This window comes from Sphingomonas sorbitolis (assembly GCF_036663875.1).
In the GTDB taxonomy this organism is placed as follows: Bacteria; Pseudomonadota; Alphaproteobacteria; order Sphingomonadales; family Sphingomonadaceae; genus Sphingomonas.
In genome coordinates, this window is the sequence record NZ_JAXOJS010000002.1 from 118,021 (window position 1) to 134,869 (window position 16,849).

Below are 16,849 nucleotides of genomic sequence, written 5' to 3' on the forward strand. Positions count from 1 at the left end.
GATCAGTTTTCAACGGCGAGCCGGTAGCCTGCGCCGCGCACGGTGTGCAGGATCGGAGTCGGGAAGCCGTCCTCGAGCTTGCGGCGGAGGCGACCGATATGCACGTCGACCACGTTCGAGCCCGGATCGAAATGATAGTTCCAGATCTTCTCGAGCATCATCGTCCGCGTCACGACCTGCCCGGCGTGGCGCGCCAGGAATTCGAGCAGATTGAACTCGCGCGCGCCCAGTGGGATCGAGCGGCCGGCGCGCGAGACCGCGCGAGCGAGCAGGTCGATCTCCAGGTCGCCGACAGAAAGCTTCGTCTTCTGCGGCTCGGTCGCCGCGCGGTCGGAGCGGCGGAGCATGGCCTCGATCCGGGCGGAGAGCTCAGCGAAGGAGAACGGCTTGCAGAGATAATCGTCGGCGCCTGCCTTGAGGCCATCGACGCGGTCGTCGACCGCGGCGAGCGCGGACAGGATCAGGACTGGCGTGGCGATGCCGGCGGCACGAATAGCGCTGACCATCGACAGGCCGTCGAGGCCAGGCAGCATGCGGTCGGCGATGATAAGGTCGAAGATGCCCTCGCTGGCGAGGAACAGGCCGTCGCGGCCGTCGGCGCAGGCTTCGATTGCATGCCCGGCTTCGGCTAAACCCTTGGCAAGATACGCGGATGTCGACGCATCGTCCTCGACGATCAAAATCTTGCGGCTCAACGCGCTATCACCTTCCCTGCCACCGAAATCGGTCACTATCTCCTGCCCTCATAAACGGAAAGGCCGGCGGAAAGAAGTCTTCCCGCCGGCCCCCACGGTACCCCCGGGAGTGACGGGCACCGATCTCTGGAAACGCGTGCGGCCGTTGCTGACCACGGGTTGGTTCTAGGATCGGGTGGGGATCAGGGCGATGACCGACGGGTGACAATTGCGTCATGTTGGGGGCGCGGGCGACGGTAAGAGCAACGCGAATACGAATACGAATACGAATACGAATACGAAGGCGGTACCGCCGCGCGTTGTGGGATCAAGCTAGCAAAGCACCCGCGCGATACGTCCCGGCCCCTCCCCGTCATTCCGGCGAACGCCGGGACCCACGGATACGGCGGATCATCCGTTAGCTTGCAACCACCACCAATTCCGCAACCATGGGTCCCGGCGTTCGCCGGGATGACGGAGTGGGAGGGGGAGAAACAGAGAAGCGTAAGAGAAGGAGGCGTAAGAACTTCACGCCCGATGCCGTGTTCCCCCCGCGAAGGCGGGGGCCCAGCCTGGGCCCCCGCCTTCGCGGGGGGAACACGCTCACTTACGCCTATTACTTGTCGAGGATCGCGGCGATCGCCGAACCGACGTGCGCGATGTCGGCCATACCGTCGACGCGGTGGACCAGGCCCCTAGCGTCGTAGATCGGCAGGATCGGCGCGGTCTTCGCGCGGTATTCGGCCATGCGATTGTGGACGGTTTCGGCGTTGTCGTCAGGACGGCGCTTGAACTCGGTCGAGCCGCAGACGTCGCAGACACCGGCCACGGCCGGCTTCTTGTAGCGATCGTGGTACCCCGTGCCGCACTTGGCGCAGGTGTAGCGGCCGACGACCCGGTCGATCAGCGCGGCTTCGTCGACGCCGAGTTCGATCACGTAGTCGAGCGTGCGTCCACGATCGGCGAGCAAGCCGTCAAGCGCCTCGGCTTGAGCGGCCGTGCGCGGATAGCCGTCGAAGATGACGCCGTTCGCGGTGTCCGGCTGGTCAAGACGCTCGCCGATGATACCCGACACGATCTCGTCCGAGACGAGACCGCCCGATTCCATCACGGACTTCGCCTGAAGGCCAACCGGCGTTCCGGCAGCGACCGCTGCGCGCAGCATGTCGCCGGTCGAAAGCTGCACCATGCCGCGCTCGTTGACGAGCGTGGCGGCCTGGGTGCCCTTGCCCGCGCCAGGCGGTCCAAGAAGGATGATATTCACGAAACGCACTCCCCTCGTTCGTGCAGGATTTTTACCGCGTTAGACGCGCGGATTAGCGAAGTCGATTGCCCTTGAGCTTCGCCTTCTTGATCAGGTCGCCATACTGGTGCGCCAGCAGGTGCGACTGGATCTGCGTCACCGTGTCCATCGTCACGTTGACGACGATCAGCAGGCTGGTGCCACCGAGGTAGAACGGGATCTGCAAGGCGGTCACCAGATATTCGGGCAACAGGCAGATGATCGTCAGATACGCCGCACCGATCACGGTGATGCGCGTCAGCACGTAATCGAAGTAATTCTCGGTATTCTTGCCCGGGCGGATGCCGGGAATGAACCCGCCATTGCGCTTCAAATTGTCCGCGGTTTCCTCGGGGTTGAAGACGACCGCGGTGTAGAAGAACGAGAAGAAGATGATGCCGGCGCCGTACAGCAGCATGTACACGGGTGAGCCGTGCTGCAGATACTGGTTGAGCGTGATGATGAAGTCACCCCACTTCGATTCACCCGCGACGCGCTGACCGGCGAACTGCGAGATCGTCAGCGGCATCAGCAGCAGCGACGACGCGAAGATCGGCGGGATCACACCGGCGGTGTTGATCTTCAGCGGGAGATGGCTGCGATCGGCCTGCATGCCGCGCTGCGTCTGGCGCTTGGGATACTGGATCAGGATGCGGCGCTGCGCGCGCTCCATGAAGCAGATGAAGAGGATCAGCACGACCACCGCCACGACGATGCCGATCAGCTTGATCGGATCGAGCGAACCCGAACGGCCGCCTTCGAGCAGGTTGACGAGCGTGACGGGGAGATGCGCGACGATGCCGGCCATGATGATCAGCGAGACACCGTTGCCGATGCCGCGGCTGGTGATCTGCTCGCCGAGCCACATCAGGAACATCGTGCCGCCGATCAGCGAGATGACCGCGGCGACGCGGAACATCATGCCGGGCTCGATAACCGCCTGGATGCCCTGTGCCGCGCCGAGCGTCTCAAGGCCGACGGCGATGAAATAGCCCTGCACCGCGGTCAGGCCGACGGTGCCGTAGCGCGTGTACTGGTTGAGGCGCTTGCGACCCGATTCGCCGTCCTTCTTGATGGCGGCGAGCGTCGGCGACAGCGAAGTCGCGAGCTGCACCACGATCGAGGCGGTGATGTAGGGCATCACGCCGAGCGCGATCAGCGACATGCGGCTGAGCGAACCACCCGAGAAGGTGTTGAAGAAATCAAGCACGCCGCCCTGCGTCTGCTGCGAGAGCAGGCCGAGCGCGGTTGGGTCGACACCCGGCAGCGGGACATAGCTGAGCAGGCGGAAAATGATCAGCGCACCGATCGTGAACCACAACCGCTTCTTGAGGTCGGTAGCCTTCGCGAATTTCGAAAGGCTGATGCTTTGCGCCATCTGGTCGGCTGCGGATGCCATGCGTGTGATCGTCCTGGAAACAAAGAAGGCGGGATGCGTTGTGACCGCCCCCGCCGCTCATATAGGCGCACGGGCGCGCTTGTCTAATGGCTAAGGCGGATATGGATGGGTGGAGAACCACCTCGTCCATTCAATTCCGCCGTCTTGTTGCCCTCACCCCATTCCGTTCGTCCCGAGTAGCCGTCGAGCTTGTCGAGACGGCGTATCGAAGGACTGGCCCGCTTGGGTCTTGTACCTCGATACGAGTTCTCGACTACGCTCGACCTCTACTCGGCACGAACGGGATGGGGGTGAGATCGCGTGGGCTGCCACGGCGGAGCATCTCAGAAGCCCTTAACGAAAAGGGGAGGGAGCGCACTCGGCACCCCCTCCCCCATCAAGGTCAGGCCTTGAACGACGCCTTGCGCGCCGCACGCTCCTTGTACTTCACGCCCTTCTTGGCGGCAGCCTTCTCGGCTGCGGGGACGAAGTGGATCACCTCGACCTTGCCGCCGATCTTCTCGACCGCTTCGATCGCGCCCTTCGACGCGCCGTCGACGGTGAACGAGAGGACCGTGGTCAGCTCGCCCTTGGCGAGGAGGCGGACGCCGTCCTTGCCGCCGCGTGCCAGGCCAGCGGCCTTCAGCGCGTCGTGGTCGAGCGTGGCGTTAGCCTCGATCTTGCCGGCGTCGACCGCGAGCTGGATCGCGCCGAGGTTGACCTCTGCGAAGTCCTTGCGGAAGATGTTGTTGAAGCCGCGCTTAGGCAGACGCATGTGCAGTGGCATCTGGCCGCCTTCGAAGCCGGCGATGGACACGCCCTCGCGGCTCTTCTGGCCCTTCTGGCCGCGGCCTGCGGTCTTGCCCTTGCCCGAGCCGATGCCGCGTCCGACGCGCATCTTGGACTTTCGGGCACCTTCGTTATCGCGGAGTTCGTTGAGCTTCATGGTAATGCACTCGCTTTCGCTTGTTACGCGCTGGTTTGAAATCGCCGGGTTCGAATCCGGAAATAAGGAAGGGGGCCGTTAGCCCCCTTCCCGGTATTTGTCACTAGGTAGCGTGAAGGCTCAGCCTTCGACCGACACCATGTGCTGCACCTTGCGGATCATGCCGCGGACCTCTGGGCTGTCTTGCAGCTCGCGGGTCTTGTGCATCTTGTTGAGACCGAGACCGATCAGCGTTGCGCGCTGATCCTTCTCGCGGCGGATCGGCGAACCGGTCTGCGTGATCTTGATGGTTGCCATGATCGCTTACTCCGTGATCGCAGCTGCATCGGCCTCGGCGGTCTTCGAACCACCATGGCCGAGCAGGTCGGCGATCTTCTTGCCGCGACGCTGTGCGACGGCCTTGGGCGAGGTCTGCTCGCCAAGGGCCTCGAACGTGGCGCGGATCATGTTGTAGGGGTTCGACGTACCGACCGACTTGGTCACAACGTCCGCAACGCCCAGCGATTCGAAGACTGCGCGCATCGGGCCACCGGCGATGATGCCGGTACCCTGAGGTGCCGACCGCAGCGTGACCTTGCCGGCACCGAAGTGGCCGTTGCCGTCATGATGCAGCGTGCGACCGTCCTTCAACGGAACGCGAACCATCTTCTTCTTGGCAGCAGCCGTCGCCTTCGAGATGGCTTCAGGCACTTCGCGTGCCTTGCCATGACCGAAGCCTGCACGACCCTTGCCGTCGCCGACGACGACCAGTGCTGCGAAGCCGAAGCGCTTACCGCCCTTGACCGTCTTCGAGACGCGGTTGATGTGCACCAGCTTCTCGATCAGCTCTTCGCCGCCATCGTCCGCACCGGGACGACCGCCACGATTGTCGCGACCGCGACCGCCATCACGACCACCGCGGTTGCCGCCTGGGCCACCGCTGCGATTGCCGCCGGGGCCACCACGACCACCGCCGCCGCCGCCACCGGGACCGCCGCGACCGCGACCGCCACCGTTGTTGCCCTGATAGCCAGTGCTCTGCGGAACGTTCTGAGCCGTGACGTCCTGTGCGGTCGTCTCGGGAGCGATTACTGCCGGCGTGTTGTTTTCGTCAGCCATGTCTTAGAACTCCAATCCGGCTTCGCGCGCGGCATCGGCAAGAGCCTTCACGCGACCGTGGTAGAGGAAGCCGCCGCGATCGAACACGACCTGGGTCACGCCCGCTGCCTTGGCAGCCTCGGCGACGCGCTTGCCGACCGAAGTCGCCGCGTCGATGTTGGCGCCGGACGTGCCGCGCACGTCCTTCTCCAGCGTCGAGGCCGATGCGACCGTCGTGCCGGCGGCATCGTCGATCACCTGGGCATAGATGTGCTTGCCCGAGCGATGCACCGACAACCGCGGACGGGTGCCTGCACGTGCGCGGAGCGCGGTACGGTTGCGGCGACGCCGCTTGGCGAAAAGAGAAAGTCCCTTGGTCATTACTTCTTCTTCCCTTCCTTGCGGAAGATGAACTCGCCGTCGTACTTGATACCCTTGCCCTTGTAAGGCTCGGGCTTGCGCCACTGACGAATTTCCGCGGCCAGCTGACCGACCATCTGCTTGTCCGAACCCGAGATCTCGATCGTCGTGTTGTCGGGGGTCTTGACTTCGATCCCCTCCGGCACGTCGATGTTGACGTCGTGGCTGTAGCCGAGCTGCAGCTTGAGGTTGCGACCCTGCGCTGCGGCACGATAGCCGACGCCGGTGATCAGCAGCTTCTTGGTGAAGCCTTCCGACACGCCGGTGACCAGGTTCTGCACCATGGTCCGCTGCATGCCCCAGAACGCGCGAGCGCGCTTGGTGTCGTTGGCCGGCTGCACCGAAATGCCGCCGTCTTCGATCGTGTAGCTGATCTCGTCGCGAAGCGGCATCTTGAGGGTACCCTTGGGGCCCTTCATGGTCAGCTGCTTGTTCTCGATGGTCGGCGTGATGCCCGCCGGTACGGTGACCGGCTTCTTACCAATGCGGCTCATCAGAACACCTCCGCGAGGACTTCGCCGCCGACGTTCTGCTCGCGTGCTTCGGAATCCGACAGCACGCCGCGGGGCGTCGAGACGATGGTGATGCCGAGGCCGTTACGGACGCGCGGGAGTTCCTGCGAGCCGGAATAGACGCGACGGCCGGGCTTCGAGACGCGCGCGACATGCTTGATCGCAGGCTGGCCCTCGAAATACTTCAGCTCGATGCGAAGGCCGGCCGCGGGGCCCATCTGCTCTTCGCTATAGCCACGGATGTAGCCTTCGCGCTGCAGAACGTCGAGCACGCGGACGCGCAGCTTCGACGCCGGCGTGAGGACGGAGTCCTTCTTCGCGCGCTGGCCATTACGGATACGGGTGAGCAAATCACCCAGGGGATCGGTCACTGCCATGATTTAGTCCTTACCAGCTCGACTTCGTGACGCCGGGGATGAGGCCCTTGTTGGCCAGATCGCGCAGCTGAATACGGCAGAGCCGGAACTTGCGGTAATAGGCGCGCGGGCGACCGGTCAGCTCGCACCGGTTACGGATGCGGGTCGGGTTCGCGTTGCGCGGCAGTGCCGCCATCTTGAGGCGAGCGATCAGACGCTCACCGTCGTCGAGCGTCTTATCCGCTGCGATTGCCTTCAGTGCCGCGTACTTCGGGGCATACTGCTTGACCATGCGCTTGCGGCGCTCGTTCTTGTTGACTGAACTCAGTTTCGCCATCGACTTAAGTTCTTTCTTTGCTAGCTCCCCTCCCGCTTGCGGGAGGGGTTGGGGGAGGGAAGGACCAACGCCTGTTACGCGCGAGGCCCCTCCCCTGACCCCTCCCGCAAGCGGGAGGGGGACTTAGATTAAGCTGCCTTCTTCTCGTCGGCAGCGTCGTCTTCGATCGGGAACGGGAAACCGAACAGACGGAGAAGCTCGCGAGCCTCGTCGTCGGTCTTTGCGGTCGTCGTCACGATCACATCCATGCCGCGGACCTTGTCGACCCGGTCATAGCTGATTTCTGGGAACACGATCTGCTCCTTGATACCGCAGGCATAGTTGCCACGGCCATCGAAGCTCTTCGGGTTGAGCCCGCGGAAATCGCGGACGCGGGGAAGAGCGATCGTGATGAAACGGTCGAGGAACTCGTACATGCGCTCACGGCGAAGGGTGACCTTCACGCCGATCGGCATGCCCTCACGCAGCTTGAACTGCGCGATCGACTTCTTGGCCTTCGTCACGACAGGCTTCTGGCCGGCGATCAGCTCCATTTCGGAAGCAGCCTGGTCGACCTTCTTCTTGTCCTGCGTAGCTTCGCCGACGCCCATGTTCAGCACGATCTTGTCGAGCCGCGGGATCTCCATGACGTTCTTGTAACCAAACTTCTCGGTCATCGCCTTGATGATCGTCTCGTCGTACAGCTTGCGCATGCGCGCGACGTAGACGGCCTCGGTGCCGGCCTGCTCGCCAGTGTTCTGATCAACCATTGATCTTCTCCCCGGTCTTGACGGCGACGCGGACCTTCTTGCCGTCCTGCTCCTCGAAGCGGACGCGGGTCGGCTTGCCGTCGGCGGTCACGTGCGCGACCTTCGAAACGTGCATCGGTGCTTCCTTGCGGATCAGGCCACCCTGCGGGTCACCCTGAGTCGGCTTGGTGTGGCGCACGGCGATGTTGACGCCCGATACGACGACCTTGTCGGTCTTCGGCATGGAGACGGTGACTTCACCGGTCTTGCCCTTGTCCTTGCCGGACAGGACGATGACCTTGTCACCCTTCTTGATACGCTGCGACGCCATTACAGCACCTCCGGCGCAAGGCTGATGATCTTCATGTGCTTCTTGCCGCGCAGCTCGCGAACGACTGGGCCAAAGATACGGGTGCCGATCGGCTCCTCGTTCTTGTTGACCAGCACCGCGGCATTGCCGTCGAAGCGGATGACCGTACCGTCTGCACGGCGGATATCCTTGGCGGTACGCACGATCACTGCGCGGTGAACGTCGCCCTTCTTCACACGGCCACGTGGCTGCGCTTCCTTGATGCTGACGACGATGATGTCGCCAACGCCTGCAACACGACGCTTGGAACCCCCAAGCACCTTGATGCACTGCACCCGCTTCGCGCCGCTGTTGTCAGCGACGTCGAGATTGGACTGCATCTGGATCATGGATCCGTATCCCTTCTCTGTCTCTGGGGTCGATACCGACCGAACCCCGCCTAAAAAATCACCCCGCCACGGACGAACCGCAGCGGGGAGGAGCGGCCGCTTAGCCGTTCCCGTTTACGAAAACAAGAGCGCAGGAGGTTTCCCCCCTGCCCTCTTAACTCAAACCCGTCACCCCAGCGAAAGCTGGGGTATCCCTGTTCGAGCCGATCGCCCCTCACCACGAGATCCCAGCTTTCGCTGGGAAGACGGGGTTTGGAGCATACCAGTTCAGCCCTCGGCCGAAGCCCGCTCCGGCGTCGCGTGGGTGTTGACCCGCTCGATCACCTTCCAGGTCTTCAGCTTGGAGATTGGTGCGGTCTCTTCGATCCGCACGGTCTCGCCCTGCTTGAACTCGTTGCTCTCGTCATGAGCATGATACTTCTTCGAGCGACGGATGATCTTCCCGTAGAGCGGGTGCTTCACCTTACGCTCGACGTTCACGACCACCGTCTTGTCGCCCTTGTCGGACACGACCAGACCGGTCAGCACGCGCTTCGGCATGATACGTTCCTTACTTCGCGGCTTCAGCGCTGGTGCGCTGAGCCTGCAGGGTCTTGATGCGAGCGATGTCGCGGCGGACCTCACGAACGCGGCTCGGCTTTTCGAGCTGGTTCGTGGCGGCCTGGAAGCGCAGGTTGAACTGCTCGCGCTTCAGTTCGCCGAGCGACTCCGACAGCTGGTCGTCGCTCTTGGTCTTCATGTCGTCGATACGAGCCATGATCTTACTCGCCTCCCAGATGCGAGGTGTCGCCCAGGCGGGCAACGACCTTTACCTTGATCGGCAGCTTCATGGCCGCCCGCTCGAACGCCTCGGCGGCGATCTTGCCGTCGACGCCGTCGAGCTCGAACAGGATCCGACCCGGCTTGACGCGAGCGGCCCAATATTCCGGCGCGCCCTTGCCCTTACCCATGCGGACTTCGGCTGGCTTTCCCGAGACCGGAAGGTCTGGGAAGATGCGGATCCACAAACGCCCCTGGCGCTTCATGTGACGCGTGATCGCGCGGCGGGCCGCCTCGATCTGGCGTGCGGTGATCCGGTCGGGTTCCATCGCCTTCAGGCCGTAGGAGCCGAAATTGAGCGAGAAGCCACTCTTGGCGTCGCCCGAAATCTTGCCCTTGAAGGCCTTCCGGAACTTGGTCTTTTTTGGTTGCAGCATGTCTGTTCCTGCCCCTTAGCGACGATCGTCGCGCTGCGGCCGCACGCCGGAGGTCTGAGCCTCCATCATGATGCGGTCGTACGACGTCGGATCATTGCCGAGAATCTCGCCCTTGAAGACCCAGACCTTCACGCCGCAAACGCCGTAGGACGTGTGCGCCGTAGCCTCGGCATAATCGATGTTCGCGCGCAGCGTGTGCAACGGAACCCGACCCTCACGATAGCTCTCCGACCGTGCGATCTCGGCGCCGCCAAGACGGCCACCGCAGTTCACCCGGATGCCCTCGGCACCGAGACGCATCGCCGACTGGACCGCACGCTTCATGGCGCGGCGGAAGGCGATACGACGCTCGAGCTGATCGGCGATGCCCTGCGCGACGAGACGCGCATCGACTTCCGGCTTGCGGATCTCGACGATGTTCAGCGACACGGTCGACGACGTCATCTTGCCGATCGTCGAACGCAGCTTCTCGATGTCCGCACCCTTCTTGCCGATGATCACGCCGGGGCGTGCAGCGAAGATGGAGATGCGGGCCAGCTTGGCCGGACGCTCGATGACCACCTTGGAGATCGCGGCCTGCGGCAGCGTCTTCATGATGAATGCGCGGATCTTGAGATCCTCGAGCAGGAGCCGACCATAGTCGGCGCCTTCGGCGTACCAGCGGCTATCCCAGGTACGGTTGATCTGCAGACGCAGACCGATGGGGTTGCTCTTCTGACCCATTATGCTTCTTCCTGCTCGCGCACGACGATGCGCAGACGGCTGAATGGCTTGAGAATGCGGGTCGACTTGCCGCGGCCGCGGGTAGCGAAGCGCTTCATCGTGATCGACTTGCCGACCGAAGCCTCGGCGACGACGAGTGCGTCGACGTCGAGGTTATGGTTGTTCTCGGCGTTGGCGATGGCCGAGGCCAGCACCTTGCGCGCTTCGATCGCCATGCCCTTGGTCGAGAAGGCGAGGATGTTCATCGCATCGCCGACCTTCTTGCCACGGATCAGCGCAGCCACGAGGCCGAGCTTTTGCGCGGAACCACGGATCTGCGTACCGACCGAAAGCGCCTCGTTGTCCGCGACCTTGCGCGGGCTGACTTGCTTAGACATCAGCGCTTGCCCTTCTTGTCGGCGGAGTGGCCGGGGAAGTAGCGCGTGGGCGCGAACTCACCGAGCTTCATGCCGACCATGTCTTCGTTGACCGAGACGGGCACGAACTTGCGGCCGTTATAGACGTTGAACGTGAGACCCACGAACGACGGCAGGATCGTCGAGCGACGCGACCAGGTCTTGATCGGCGAACGCGCGTTGGTGTCCTGGGCGGTTTCTGCCTTCTTGAGCAGATGAAGGTCCACGAAGGGGCCCTTCCAGACTGAACGAGCCATGTTAGCCCTTCCTCTTCGTCGAATGACGCGACCGGATGATCATCTTGTCGGTCGACTTGTTATGACGCGTGCGCGCACCCTTCGTCGGCTTACCCCAAGGCGTAACCGGATGACGGCCACCCGAGGTACGGCCTTCACCACCGCCGTGCGGATGGTCGACCGGGTTCTTGGCGACGCCGCGGGTCAGAGGACGGATACCCATCCAGCGCGAACGGCCTGCCTTGCCCAGGTTCTGGTTCTGGTTGTCGGGGTTCGAGACCGCGCCAACCGTCGCCATGCAATCGCTGCGAATGTAGCGCTGCTCGCCCGAGTTCAGGCGGACCATCACCATGCCCTTGTCGCGACCGACGACCTGCACGTACGTGCCGGCCGAACGGGCGATCTGGCCACCCTTCATCGGCTTCATCTCCACGTTGTGGACGATGGTGCCGACCGGCATCTGACCGAGTTCCATGGCATTGCCTGGCTTCACGTCGGTCTTCTTGGCCGCGAGGACCTTGTCGCCGACGGCCAGACGCTGTGGCGCCAGGATATAGGCGAGTTCCTCGTCCGGGTACTTGACCAGGGCGATGAACGCGGTGCGGTTGGGATCATACTCGATCCGCTCGACGGTGCCTTCGACGTCCCACTTGCGACGCTTGAAGTCGATATAGCGGTACTTCTGCTTGTGACCGCCGGCGATGCCGCGCGAGGTCACATGGCCCTTGTTGTTACGACCGCCGGTCTTGTGCTTACCTTCGGTCAGCGCCTTGACGGGGCGACCCTTCCAGAGCGACGACTTGTCGACCAGGATGAGACCGCGGCGTGCCGGCGATGTCGGATTATAATGCTTGAGTGCCATGGCCTCAGATCCCCGTCGTCACGTCGATGGACTGACCGTCCTTCAACGTCACGATTGCCTTTTTCATGTCGGAGCGCGAATAGTTCGTGCCCTTCCACTTCTTGGTCTTGCCCTTCTGGACGAGCGTGTTCACGCCGACGACGTTCACGTCGAACAGCGCCTCAACGGCCGCCTTGATCTCGGGCTTCGTGGCATCGTTCGATACCTTGAACACAACCGCGTTGAACTCCGACAGGGTCGTCGTCTTCTCGGTGATGTGCGGGGCCAGGATAACGTCGTAATGACGATTATCGATGCCCGCCTTCTGCTTCTTAGCCATGGAAGCGCGCCTCCAGCTTTTCGACAGCGGCGCGCGTCAGCACCAGCGTGTCATGCTTCAGGATGTCGTAAACGTTCGCGCCGGCAGCCGGCATCACGTTCACTTCGTACAGGTTGCCCGCAGCGAATGCGAAGCTGGTGTCGACCATGTCGCCGTCGATGACGAGCGCACGCTTGCCGAAGCCGAGCTTTGCGAGATCGCCCTGCAGCGTCTTGGTCTTGCCACCCTCGACAGCCAGGCTGTCCATGATGACCAGCGAACCCGCCTTGGCGTGGCTGCTGAGAGCCATCCGCAGGCCGAGCGAGCGAACCTTCTTGTTCAGCGACGGGTTGAAGTCACGGACGCGTGCGCCGTGAGCCTTACCACCACCGATGAACACCGGTGCGCGACGATCGCCGTGACGAGCCGTACCGCCGCCCTTCTGGCGACCGAACTTCTTGCCGGTACGTGCGACGTCTGCGCGCTCACGGGTGCCACGAGCCGTCTCGCGACGCTTCTCGAGCTGCCAGGTGACGACACGGTGCAGGATGTCGGCGCGTGGATCGAGGCCGAAGACCTCGTCGTTGAGCTCGATGTCCGCTGCGTCGGTGCCGGCGAAAGATGAAACCTTGATCTTCACGCTCAGCCCTCCTGGCCGTCGGCTGCAGGTGCGTCGGTCATTTCGGCCGGCGTGTCTGCTGCGGTGTTGCTGTTTGCGGTCTTGAGACCGGCGGGGAACGGTGCGTCGGCGTGGCGCGCGACCTTCACCGAATCCTTGACGAAGAGCCAGCCGCCCTTGGAGCCAGGAACCGAACCCTTGACGAACAGGAGACCACGCTCGACGTCCGTCGATACGATCTCGAGGTTCTGCTGGGTGCGGTACTTGTCGCCCATGTGGCCGGCCATCTTCTTGTTCTTGAAGACCTTGCCCGGATCCTGGCGCTGACCGGTCGAACCGAGCGAACGGTGCGAGACCGACACGCCGTGGGTTGCCCGCAGACCGCCGAAGCCCCAACGCTTCATGCCGCCCTGAAAGCCCTTACCCTGGGTCTTGCCCTGGATATCGACGATCTGGCCTGCGACGTAGTGGTCAGCCGAAATCTCGGCGCCGACGTCGAGCAGGCCGTCTGCGTTCACACGGAACTCATGGACGACAGCCTTGGGCTCCACTTCGGCCTTGCCGAAATGGCCGCGCTGCGGCTTTGCGACATTCTTCGACTTGGCGACACCTGCACCAAGCTGGACGGCAGTGTAGCCGTCACGATCCATTTCGCGAACGGAAACGACCTGATTGCCTTCGAGTGCCAGAACGGTGACCGGCACGTGCCGACCATCTTCCTGGAACAGGCGGGTCATCCCCATCTTCTTCGCGATCACGCCAGTACGCATGATCTTGTCCCTTCCTAGACAGAGGCCCCGTCGGACTATTCCTCGGGGGCTTGCGGACCATGTCCGGAGCGAGCTCCATGATGCGTCCACCTGACCCCATCCCCGGCAAATGCCCTGAATGGAGTCGGTTCAACCCGGTAAATACGAAACGTGCCCCCGTCCCGGGCTGGTGCTCCTGCAAATGCGGAAGCGTGACGGGGGACGCTGCCCCGTCGGTTTTCACCGACGGCGGTATCCCAATGTCGAACGGCGCGGGACCGTTACCGGTCGACCGCGCCGCGCCAGCCCATAGGCCAGCCCGTTGACTACGTCAACAAGCTGGATCCCCGCCTTCGCGGGGACTAAAGGCAAACTCGCGTCAGGCGAGTTTGATCTCGACGTCAACGCCAGCGGCGAGGTCCAGCTTCATCAGCGCATCGACCGTCTGCGGCGTCGGCTGGACGATATCCAGCATACGCTTGTACGTGCGCACCTCGAACTGCTCGCGCGACTTCTTGTCGATGTGCGGGCCGCGGTTCACGGTGAACTTTTCGATGCGCGTCGGAAGGGGAATCGGACCGCGGATGAGCGCGCCGGTGCGGCGTGCGGTGTCGGCGATGTCGCCAGTGGCCTGATCGAGCACACGGTGATCGAACGCCTTCAGACGAATGCGGATATTGCTGTCCATAGTCCCTACCGATGCGAAAGAGCGGGCCCGTTTCCGGGCTCTTGCTGGTTGATGTTTAAACCGAAGGCGGGCCATTACGGGAGAGTCGGGCAAAATGCAACTGGGGGTTGCGGGTTTTCCAGGCGACCGACAATAACGAAGGGCGCCCTACCCTCCCCCTCCGTCACCTTCGGCGCCACCTCCCCCTTGCGGGGGAGGATTGCAGCTAGCCACGCCCTGCGGCTAAGATCGGCTCACTACTCGATCCTCCCCCGCCAGGGGGAGGTGGCACGCAAAGCGTGACGGAGGGGGAGGCAAGCGATGAAGCTCGAGGGATCCCTACCCGGCCGCAGCAACGCCAAGCGCCTGCGAAAACAGATGACCCCACCGGAGATCGCTCTCTGGCTGGCGTTAAGACGAAACGAAGAAGGCCTACGCTTCCGCAGACAACACGCAGCCGGCCCCTACGTCCTGGACTTCTACTGCGCCCCAGCCCGACTCGCGATCGAAGTCGACGGCGAAGCCCACAACCACGGTAACCGCCCCCAACGAGACGCAGCGCGAGACGCGTGTCTAGTCAGCCAGAACATCCAAGTCCTCCGCTACCCAGCCCGAGAAATGCTAGCCAACCTCGACGGTGTCGTCCGCCAGATCACGTCCATCGCACTCCAACGCCGAACCACCATCGAGAGCTAATCGCCCCCTCCCCCTCCGACGCCTCCGGCGCCACCTCCCCCTAGCGGGGGAGGATTCGCGAGTTGTCTGCTACTCTTCCTAATTCCACCATAAATACCGACATTACACGGCAGATTGCCGTCAGGAATTCTGCAACAGCAGTTCGGTATCGGAAATGGTCAAGCCGTTCAGTTGTACCAGGTAGAGAATACCACCTAAATCCTTGTAGCTGAGCTGACCTGGCCAACTCAAACGTACGCTAGCTACATTACCCGACTTTTCGACCGGCGCCGCGCTCCACGAATGCGGCTGAGATGTAAGTTGCTTCAGCACCTTCGATAAGGTCGCTATTGGTCCGGACAACGTGAGCGTTTGCTTGGGTTGTGGCAAAGCAGCGTCGGCAAAATGCGCTTTGAGCGGCCGAGCCTCAGTCAACCCCACGTCCATTGGGATCCGTAGAGCAGCTAGCACTGCGAGAGTTAGGCTCCTCATTAAGACAGCCTGCACTTACACGCGGGTGTTTGCAATTGGGCGAGGGCAGATGCCACCAGTCAGTACCTAGCGGTTCGCGCTACCCAATCGCAACAACGACACGCTTAAGTGACGTTGTGGCTGTATCGGTGTGCGCGCCTTGGATTGCCCACGGCTTAAACTGCCCAATCCACTCGGTCACACCCAGCACACCCAAACACGAAAAAGCCCGGCCTCTCTCGCGAGAAGCCGAGCTCTTTTCGATCACCTCCCGAAGGAGAAGATGCTTACTTGTCGATCTGGCTGACGACGCCTGCACCGACGGTACGGCCGCCTTCGCGGATCGTGAAGCGCTGGCCCACGTCCATGGCGATCGGTGCGATCAGCTTGATGCCGAGCGACACGTTGTCGCCTGGCATGACCATCTCGGTGCCCTCAGGCAGCTCGACGGTGCCGGTCACGTCCGTCGTACGGAAGTAGAACTGCGGGCGGTAGTTGGCGAAGAACGGCGTGTGACGGCCACCCTCTTCCTTCGACAGCACGTACACTTCCGAGTTGAAGTCGGTGTGCGGCTTGATCGTGCCTGGCTTGCAGAGCACCTGGCCACGCTCGACTTCGTCGCGGGCAACGCCACGGATCAGTGCGCCGACGTTATCGCCAGCCTGGCCCTGGTCGAGCAGCTTGCGGAACATCTCGACGCCCGTGACCGTGGTCTTGCGGACGGTCGGGTGGATGCCGACGATCTCGACTTCCTCGCCAACCTTGACGATGCCGGTCTCGACGCGGCCGGTGACGACCGTACCACGACCCGAGATCGAGAACACGTCCTCGATCGGCATCATGAACGGCTTGTCGAGCGGACGCTCTGGCTGCGGAATGTACTCGTCGACGGCCTGCATCAGCTCGGTGACGGCGTCGGCGCCGAGCTTCTGGTTCGAACCCGACAGTGCGCAGGTAGCCGAACCCTTGATGACGGGGATGTCGTCGCCCGGGAAGTCGTACGAGCTGAGCAGCTCGCGGATTTCCATCTCGACCAGCTCGAGGATTTCCTCGTCGTCGACCAGATCGACCTTGTTCATGAACACGACCATTGCGGGCACGCCGACCTGGCGTGCGAGCAGGATGTGCTCACGGGTCTGTGGCATCGGGCCATCGGTCGCAGAAACGACGAGGATCGCGCCGTCCATCTGGGCTGCGCCGGTGATCATGTTCTTCACATAATCGGCGTGGCCCGGGCAATCGACGTGCGCGTAGTGACGGTTGGCCGTCTCGTACTCGACGTGTGCGGTCGAGATCGTGATGCCGCGCTCGCGCTCCTCGGGAGCCTTGTCGATGTTGGCGAAGTCGACGGCGGTACCGCCGGTCGTCTCTGCCAAAACCTTCGTGATCGCAGCGGTGAGCGACGTCTTGCCATGATCGACGTGACCGATGGTGCCGATGTTGAGATGCGGCTTGTTCCGCTCAAATTTTGCCTTGGCCATTGTTTCCTACCTTCTGATTCGTATTCCGGTGCCACCCCGGGAACCGCGCGAACGCGGCCCAATAGCGG

27 protein-coding genes are annotated in these 16,849 nt (G+C 62.9%); 1 reads left to right on the top strand and 26 read right to left on the bottom strand.

What is annotated here, in order from left to right; all coding sequences use genetic code 11:
* Window positions 1–2 precede the first annotated feature (2 nt).
* The 24 genes from U1763_RS05745 to rpsJ all read right to left on the bottom strand — a co-directional run bounded on the left by U1763_RS05745 (window position 3) and on the right by rpsJ (window position 14,175).
* A complete protein-coding gene (locus U1763_RS05745) occupies window positions 3–695 on the bottom strand; it encodes a winged helix-turn-helix domain-containing protein (protein WP_132741525.1) in 693 nt (230 codons plus the stop codon).
* Between the two features lie 595 nt (window positions 696–1,290).
* Complete coding sequence (locus U1763_RS05750) at window positions 1,291–1,938, bottom strand: adenylate kinase (RefSeq protein WP_332754499.1); 648 nt, start codon at window positions 1,936–1,938, stop codon at window positions 1,291–1,293.
* 52 nt (window positions 1,939–1,990) lie between these two features.
* Entirely contained in the window at window positions 1,991–3,355 is a 1,365-nt protein-coding gene (gene secY, locus U1763_RS05755) for a preprotein translocase subunit SecY (protein ID WP_055872627.1), read from the bottom strand.
* A 382-nt stretch (window positions 3,356–3,737) separates the two neighbouring features.
* Window positions 3,738–4,280, bottom strand: a complete 543-nt coding sequence (rplO, locus tag U1763_RS05760; protein ID WP_332754500.1) for a 50S ribosomal protein L15 — start codon at window positions 4,278–4,280, stop codon at window positions 3,738–3,740.
* A gap of 120 nt (window positions 4,281–4,400) precedes the next feature.
* Complete coding sequence (gene rpmD / locus U1763_RS05765; RefSeq protein WP_332754501.1) at window positions 4,401–4,577, bottom strand: 50S ribosomal protein L30; 177 nt, start codon at window positions 4,575–4,577, stop codon at window positions 4,401–4,403.
* A gap of 6 nt (window positions 4,578–4,583) precedes the next feature.
* Window positions 4,584–5,378 (bottom strand): 30S ribosomal protein S5, encoded by a 795-nt coding sequence (gene rpsE, locus U1763_RS05770; protein ID WP_060524133.1) that lies wholly within the window; start codon window positions 5,376–5,378, stop codon window positions 4,584–4,586.
* A 3-nt stretch (window positions 5,379–5,381) separates the two neighbouring features.
* Entirely contained in the window at window positions 5,382–5,738 is a 357-nt protein-coding gene (gene rplR / locus U1763_RS05775) for a 50S ribosomal protein L18 (protein ID WP_031393749.1), read from the bottom strand.
* A complete protein-coding gene (gene rplF / locus U1763_RS05780; protein ID WP_056047628.1) occupies window positions 5,738–6,271 on the bottom strand; it encodes a 50S ribosomal protein L6 in 534 nt (177 codons plus the stop codon). The genes rplR and rplF overlap by 1 nt, the downstream gene beginning before the upstream one ends.
* The gene (gene rpsH, locus U1763_RS05785) at window positions 6,271–6,666 is read right to left on the bottom strand and encodes a 30S ribosomal protein S8 (protein ID WP_031393751.1); all 396 of its coding nucleotides are present in this window, start codon (window positions 6,664–6,666) and stop codon (window positions 6,271–6,273) included. Before rpsH ends, rplF begins: the two co-directional genes overlap by 1 nt.
* Window positions 6,667–6,676: 10 nt before the next feature.
* Complete coding sequence (gene rpsN, locus U1763_RS05790; RefSeq protein ID WP_056015537.1) at window positions 6,677–6,982, bottom strand: 30S ribosomal protein S14; 306 nt, start codon at window positions 6,980–6,982, stop codon at window positions 6,677–6,679.
* A gap of 128 nt (window positions 6,983–7,110) precedes the next feature.
* Complete coding sequence (rplE, locus tag U1763_RS05795; protein ID WP_082441396.1) at window positions 7,111–7,674, bottom strand: 50S ribosomal protein L5; 564 nt, start codon at window positions 7,672–7,674, stop codon at window positions 7,111–7,113.
* Between the two features lie 49 nt (window positions 7,675–7,723).
* On the bottom strand, window positions 7,724–8,041 hold the full coding sequence (gene rplX / locus U1763_RS05800; protein ID WP_056047623.1) for a 50S ribosomal protein L24: 318 nt from the start codon (window positions 8,039–8,041) through the stop codon (window positions 7,724–7,726).
* Window positions 8,041–8,409, bottom strand: a complete 369-nt coding sequence (gene rplN / locus U1763_RS05805) for a 50S ribosomal protein L14 (RefSeq protein ID WP_031393755.1) — start codon at window positions 8,407–8,409, stop codon at window positions 8,041–8,043. The genes rplX and rplN overlap by 1 nt, the downstream gene beginning before the upstream one ends.
* Before the next feature lie 267 nt (window positions 8,410–8,676).
* Window positions 8,677–8,949, bottom strand: coding sequence for a 30S ribosomal protein S17 (gene rpsQ / locus U1763_RS05810; protein ID WP_031393756.1), 273 nt, complete (start codon window positions 8,947–8,949; stop codon window positions 8,677–8,679).
* 10 nt (window positions 8,950–8,959) lie between these two features.
* A complete protein-coding gene (gene rpmC / locus U1763_RS05815; protein WP_055872644.1) occupies window positions 8,960–9,166 on the bottom strand; it encodes a 50S ribosomal protein L29 in 207 nt (68 codons plus the stop codon).
* Window positions 9,167–9,170: 4 nt separating this feature from the next.
* Window positions 9,171–9,605 (bottom strand): 50S ribosomal protein L16, encoded by a 435-nt coding sequence (rplP, locus tag U1763_RS05820; protein WP_031393758.1) that lies wholly within the window; start codon window positions 9,603–9,605, stop codon window positions 9,171–9,173.
* Window positions 9,606–9,620: 15 nt separating this feature from the next.
* A complete protein-coding gene (gene rpsC, locus U1763_RS05825; protein ID WP_055872646.1) occupies window positions 9,621–10,328 on the bottom strand; it encodes a 30S ribosomal protein S3 in 708 nt (235 codons plus the stop codon).
* Window positions 10,328–10,705 (bottom strand): 50S ribosomal protein L22, encoded by a 378-nt coding sequence (gene rplV / locus U1763_RS05830; RefSeq protein WP_056047621.1) that lies wholly within the window; start codon window positions 10,703–10,705, stop codon window positions 10,328–10,330. The genes rpsC and rplV overlap by 1 nt, the downstream gene beginning before the upstream one ends.
* Window positions 10,705–10,980: a 30S ribosomal protein S19 gene (rpsS, locus tag U1763_RS05835; RefSeq protein WP_031393761.1), complete on the bottom strand. Its 276-nt coding sequence runs from the start codon at window positions 10,978–10,980 to the stop codon at window positions 10,705–10,707. Before rpsS ends, rplV begins: the two co-directional genes overlap by 1 nt.
* 1 nt (window position 10,981) lies before the next feature.
* Window positions 10,982–11,821 (bottom strand): 50S ribosomal protein L2, encoded by an 840-nt coding sequence (gene rplB / locus U1763_RS05840; RefSeq protein ID WP_055872649.1) that lies wholly within the window; start codon window positions 11,819–11,821, stop codon window positions 10,982–10,984.
* Window positions 11,822–11,825: 4 nt separating this feature from the next.
* Window positions 11,826–12,140 (bottom strand): 50S ribosomal protein L23, encoded by a 315-nt coding sequence (locus U1763_RS05845; RefSeq protein WP_056047618.1) that lies wholly within the window; start codon window positions 12,138–12,140, stop codon window positions 11,826–11,828.
* Window positions 12,133–12,759: a 50S ribosomal protein L4 gene (gene rplD / locus U1763_RS05850; RefSeq protein ID WP_056047616.1), complete on the bottom strand. Its 627-nt coding sequence runs from the start codon at window positions 12,757–12,759 to the stop codon at window positions 12,133–12,135. Before rplD ends, U1763_RS05845 begins: the two co-directional genes overlap by 8 nt.
* Before the next feature lie 2 nt (window positions 12,760–12,761).
* On the bottom strand, window positions 12,762–13,508 hold the full coding sequence (gene rplC, locus U1763_RS05855; protein ID WP_133031706.1) for a 50S ribosomal protein L3: 747 nt from the start codon (window positions 13,506–13,508) through the stop codon (window positions 12,762–12,764).
* A 358-nt stretch (window positions 13,509–13,866) separates the two neighbouring features.
* On the bottom strand, window positions 13,867–14,175 hold the full coding sequence (gene rpsJ / locus U1763_RS05860) for a 30S ribosomal protein S10 (protein ID WP_007406109.1): 309 nt from the start codon (window positions 14,173–14,175) through the stop codon (window positions 13,867–13,869).
* 300 nt (window positions 14,176–14,475) lie between these two features.
* Here rpsJ and U1763_RS05865 point away from each other — a divergent pair, with 300 nt between their 5' ends.
* Entirely contained in the window at window positions 14,476–14,850 is a 375-nt protein-coding gene (locus U1763_RS05865; RefSeq protein ID WP_332754502.1) for an endonuclease domain-containing protein, read from the top strand.
* A gap of 120 nt (window positions 14,851–14,970) precedes the next feature.
* Here the strand turns inward: U1763_RS05865 and U1763_RS05870 are convergent, their stop codons facing one another.
* Both U1763_RS05870 and tuf read right to left on the bottom strand, forming a co-directional pair.
* Window positions 14,971–15,276, bottom strand: coding sequence for a hypothetical protein (locus U1763_RS05870; RefSeq protein ID WP_332754503.1), 306 nt, complete (start codon window positions 15,274–15,276; stop codon window positions 14,971–14,973).
* 311 nt (window positions 15,277–15,587) lie between these two features.
* Entirely contained in the window at window positions 15,588–16,781 is a 1,194-nt protein-coding gene (tuf, locus tag U1763_RS05875; RefSeq protein WP_132741515.1) for an elongation factor Tu, read from the bottom strand.
* Window positions 16,782–16,849: the final 68 nt, after the last annotated feature.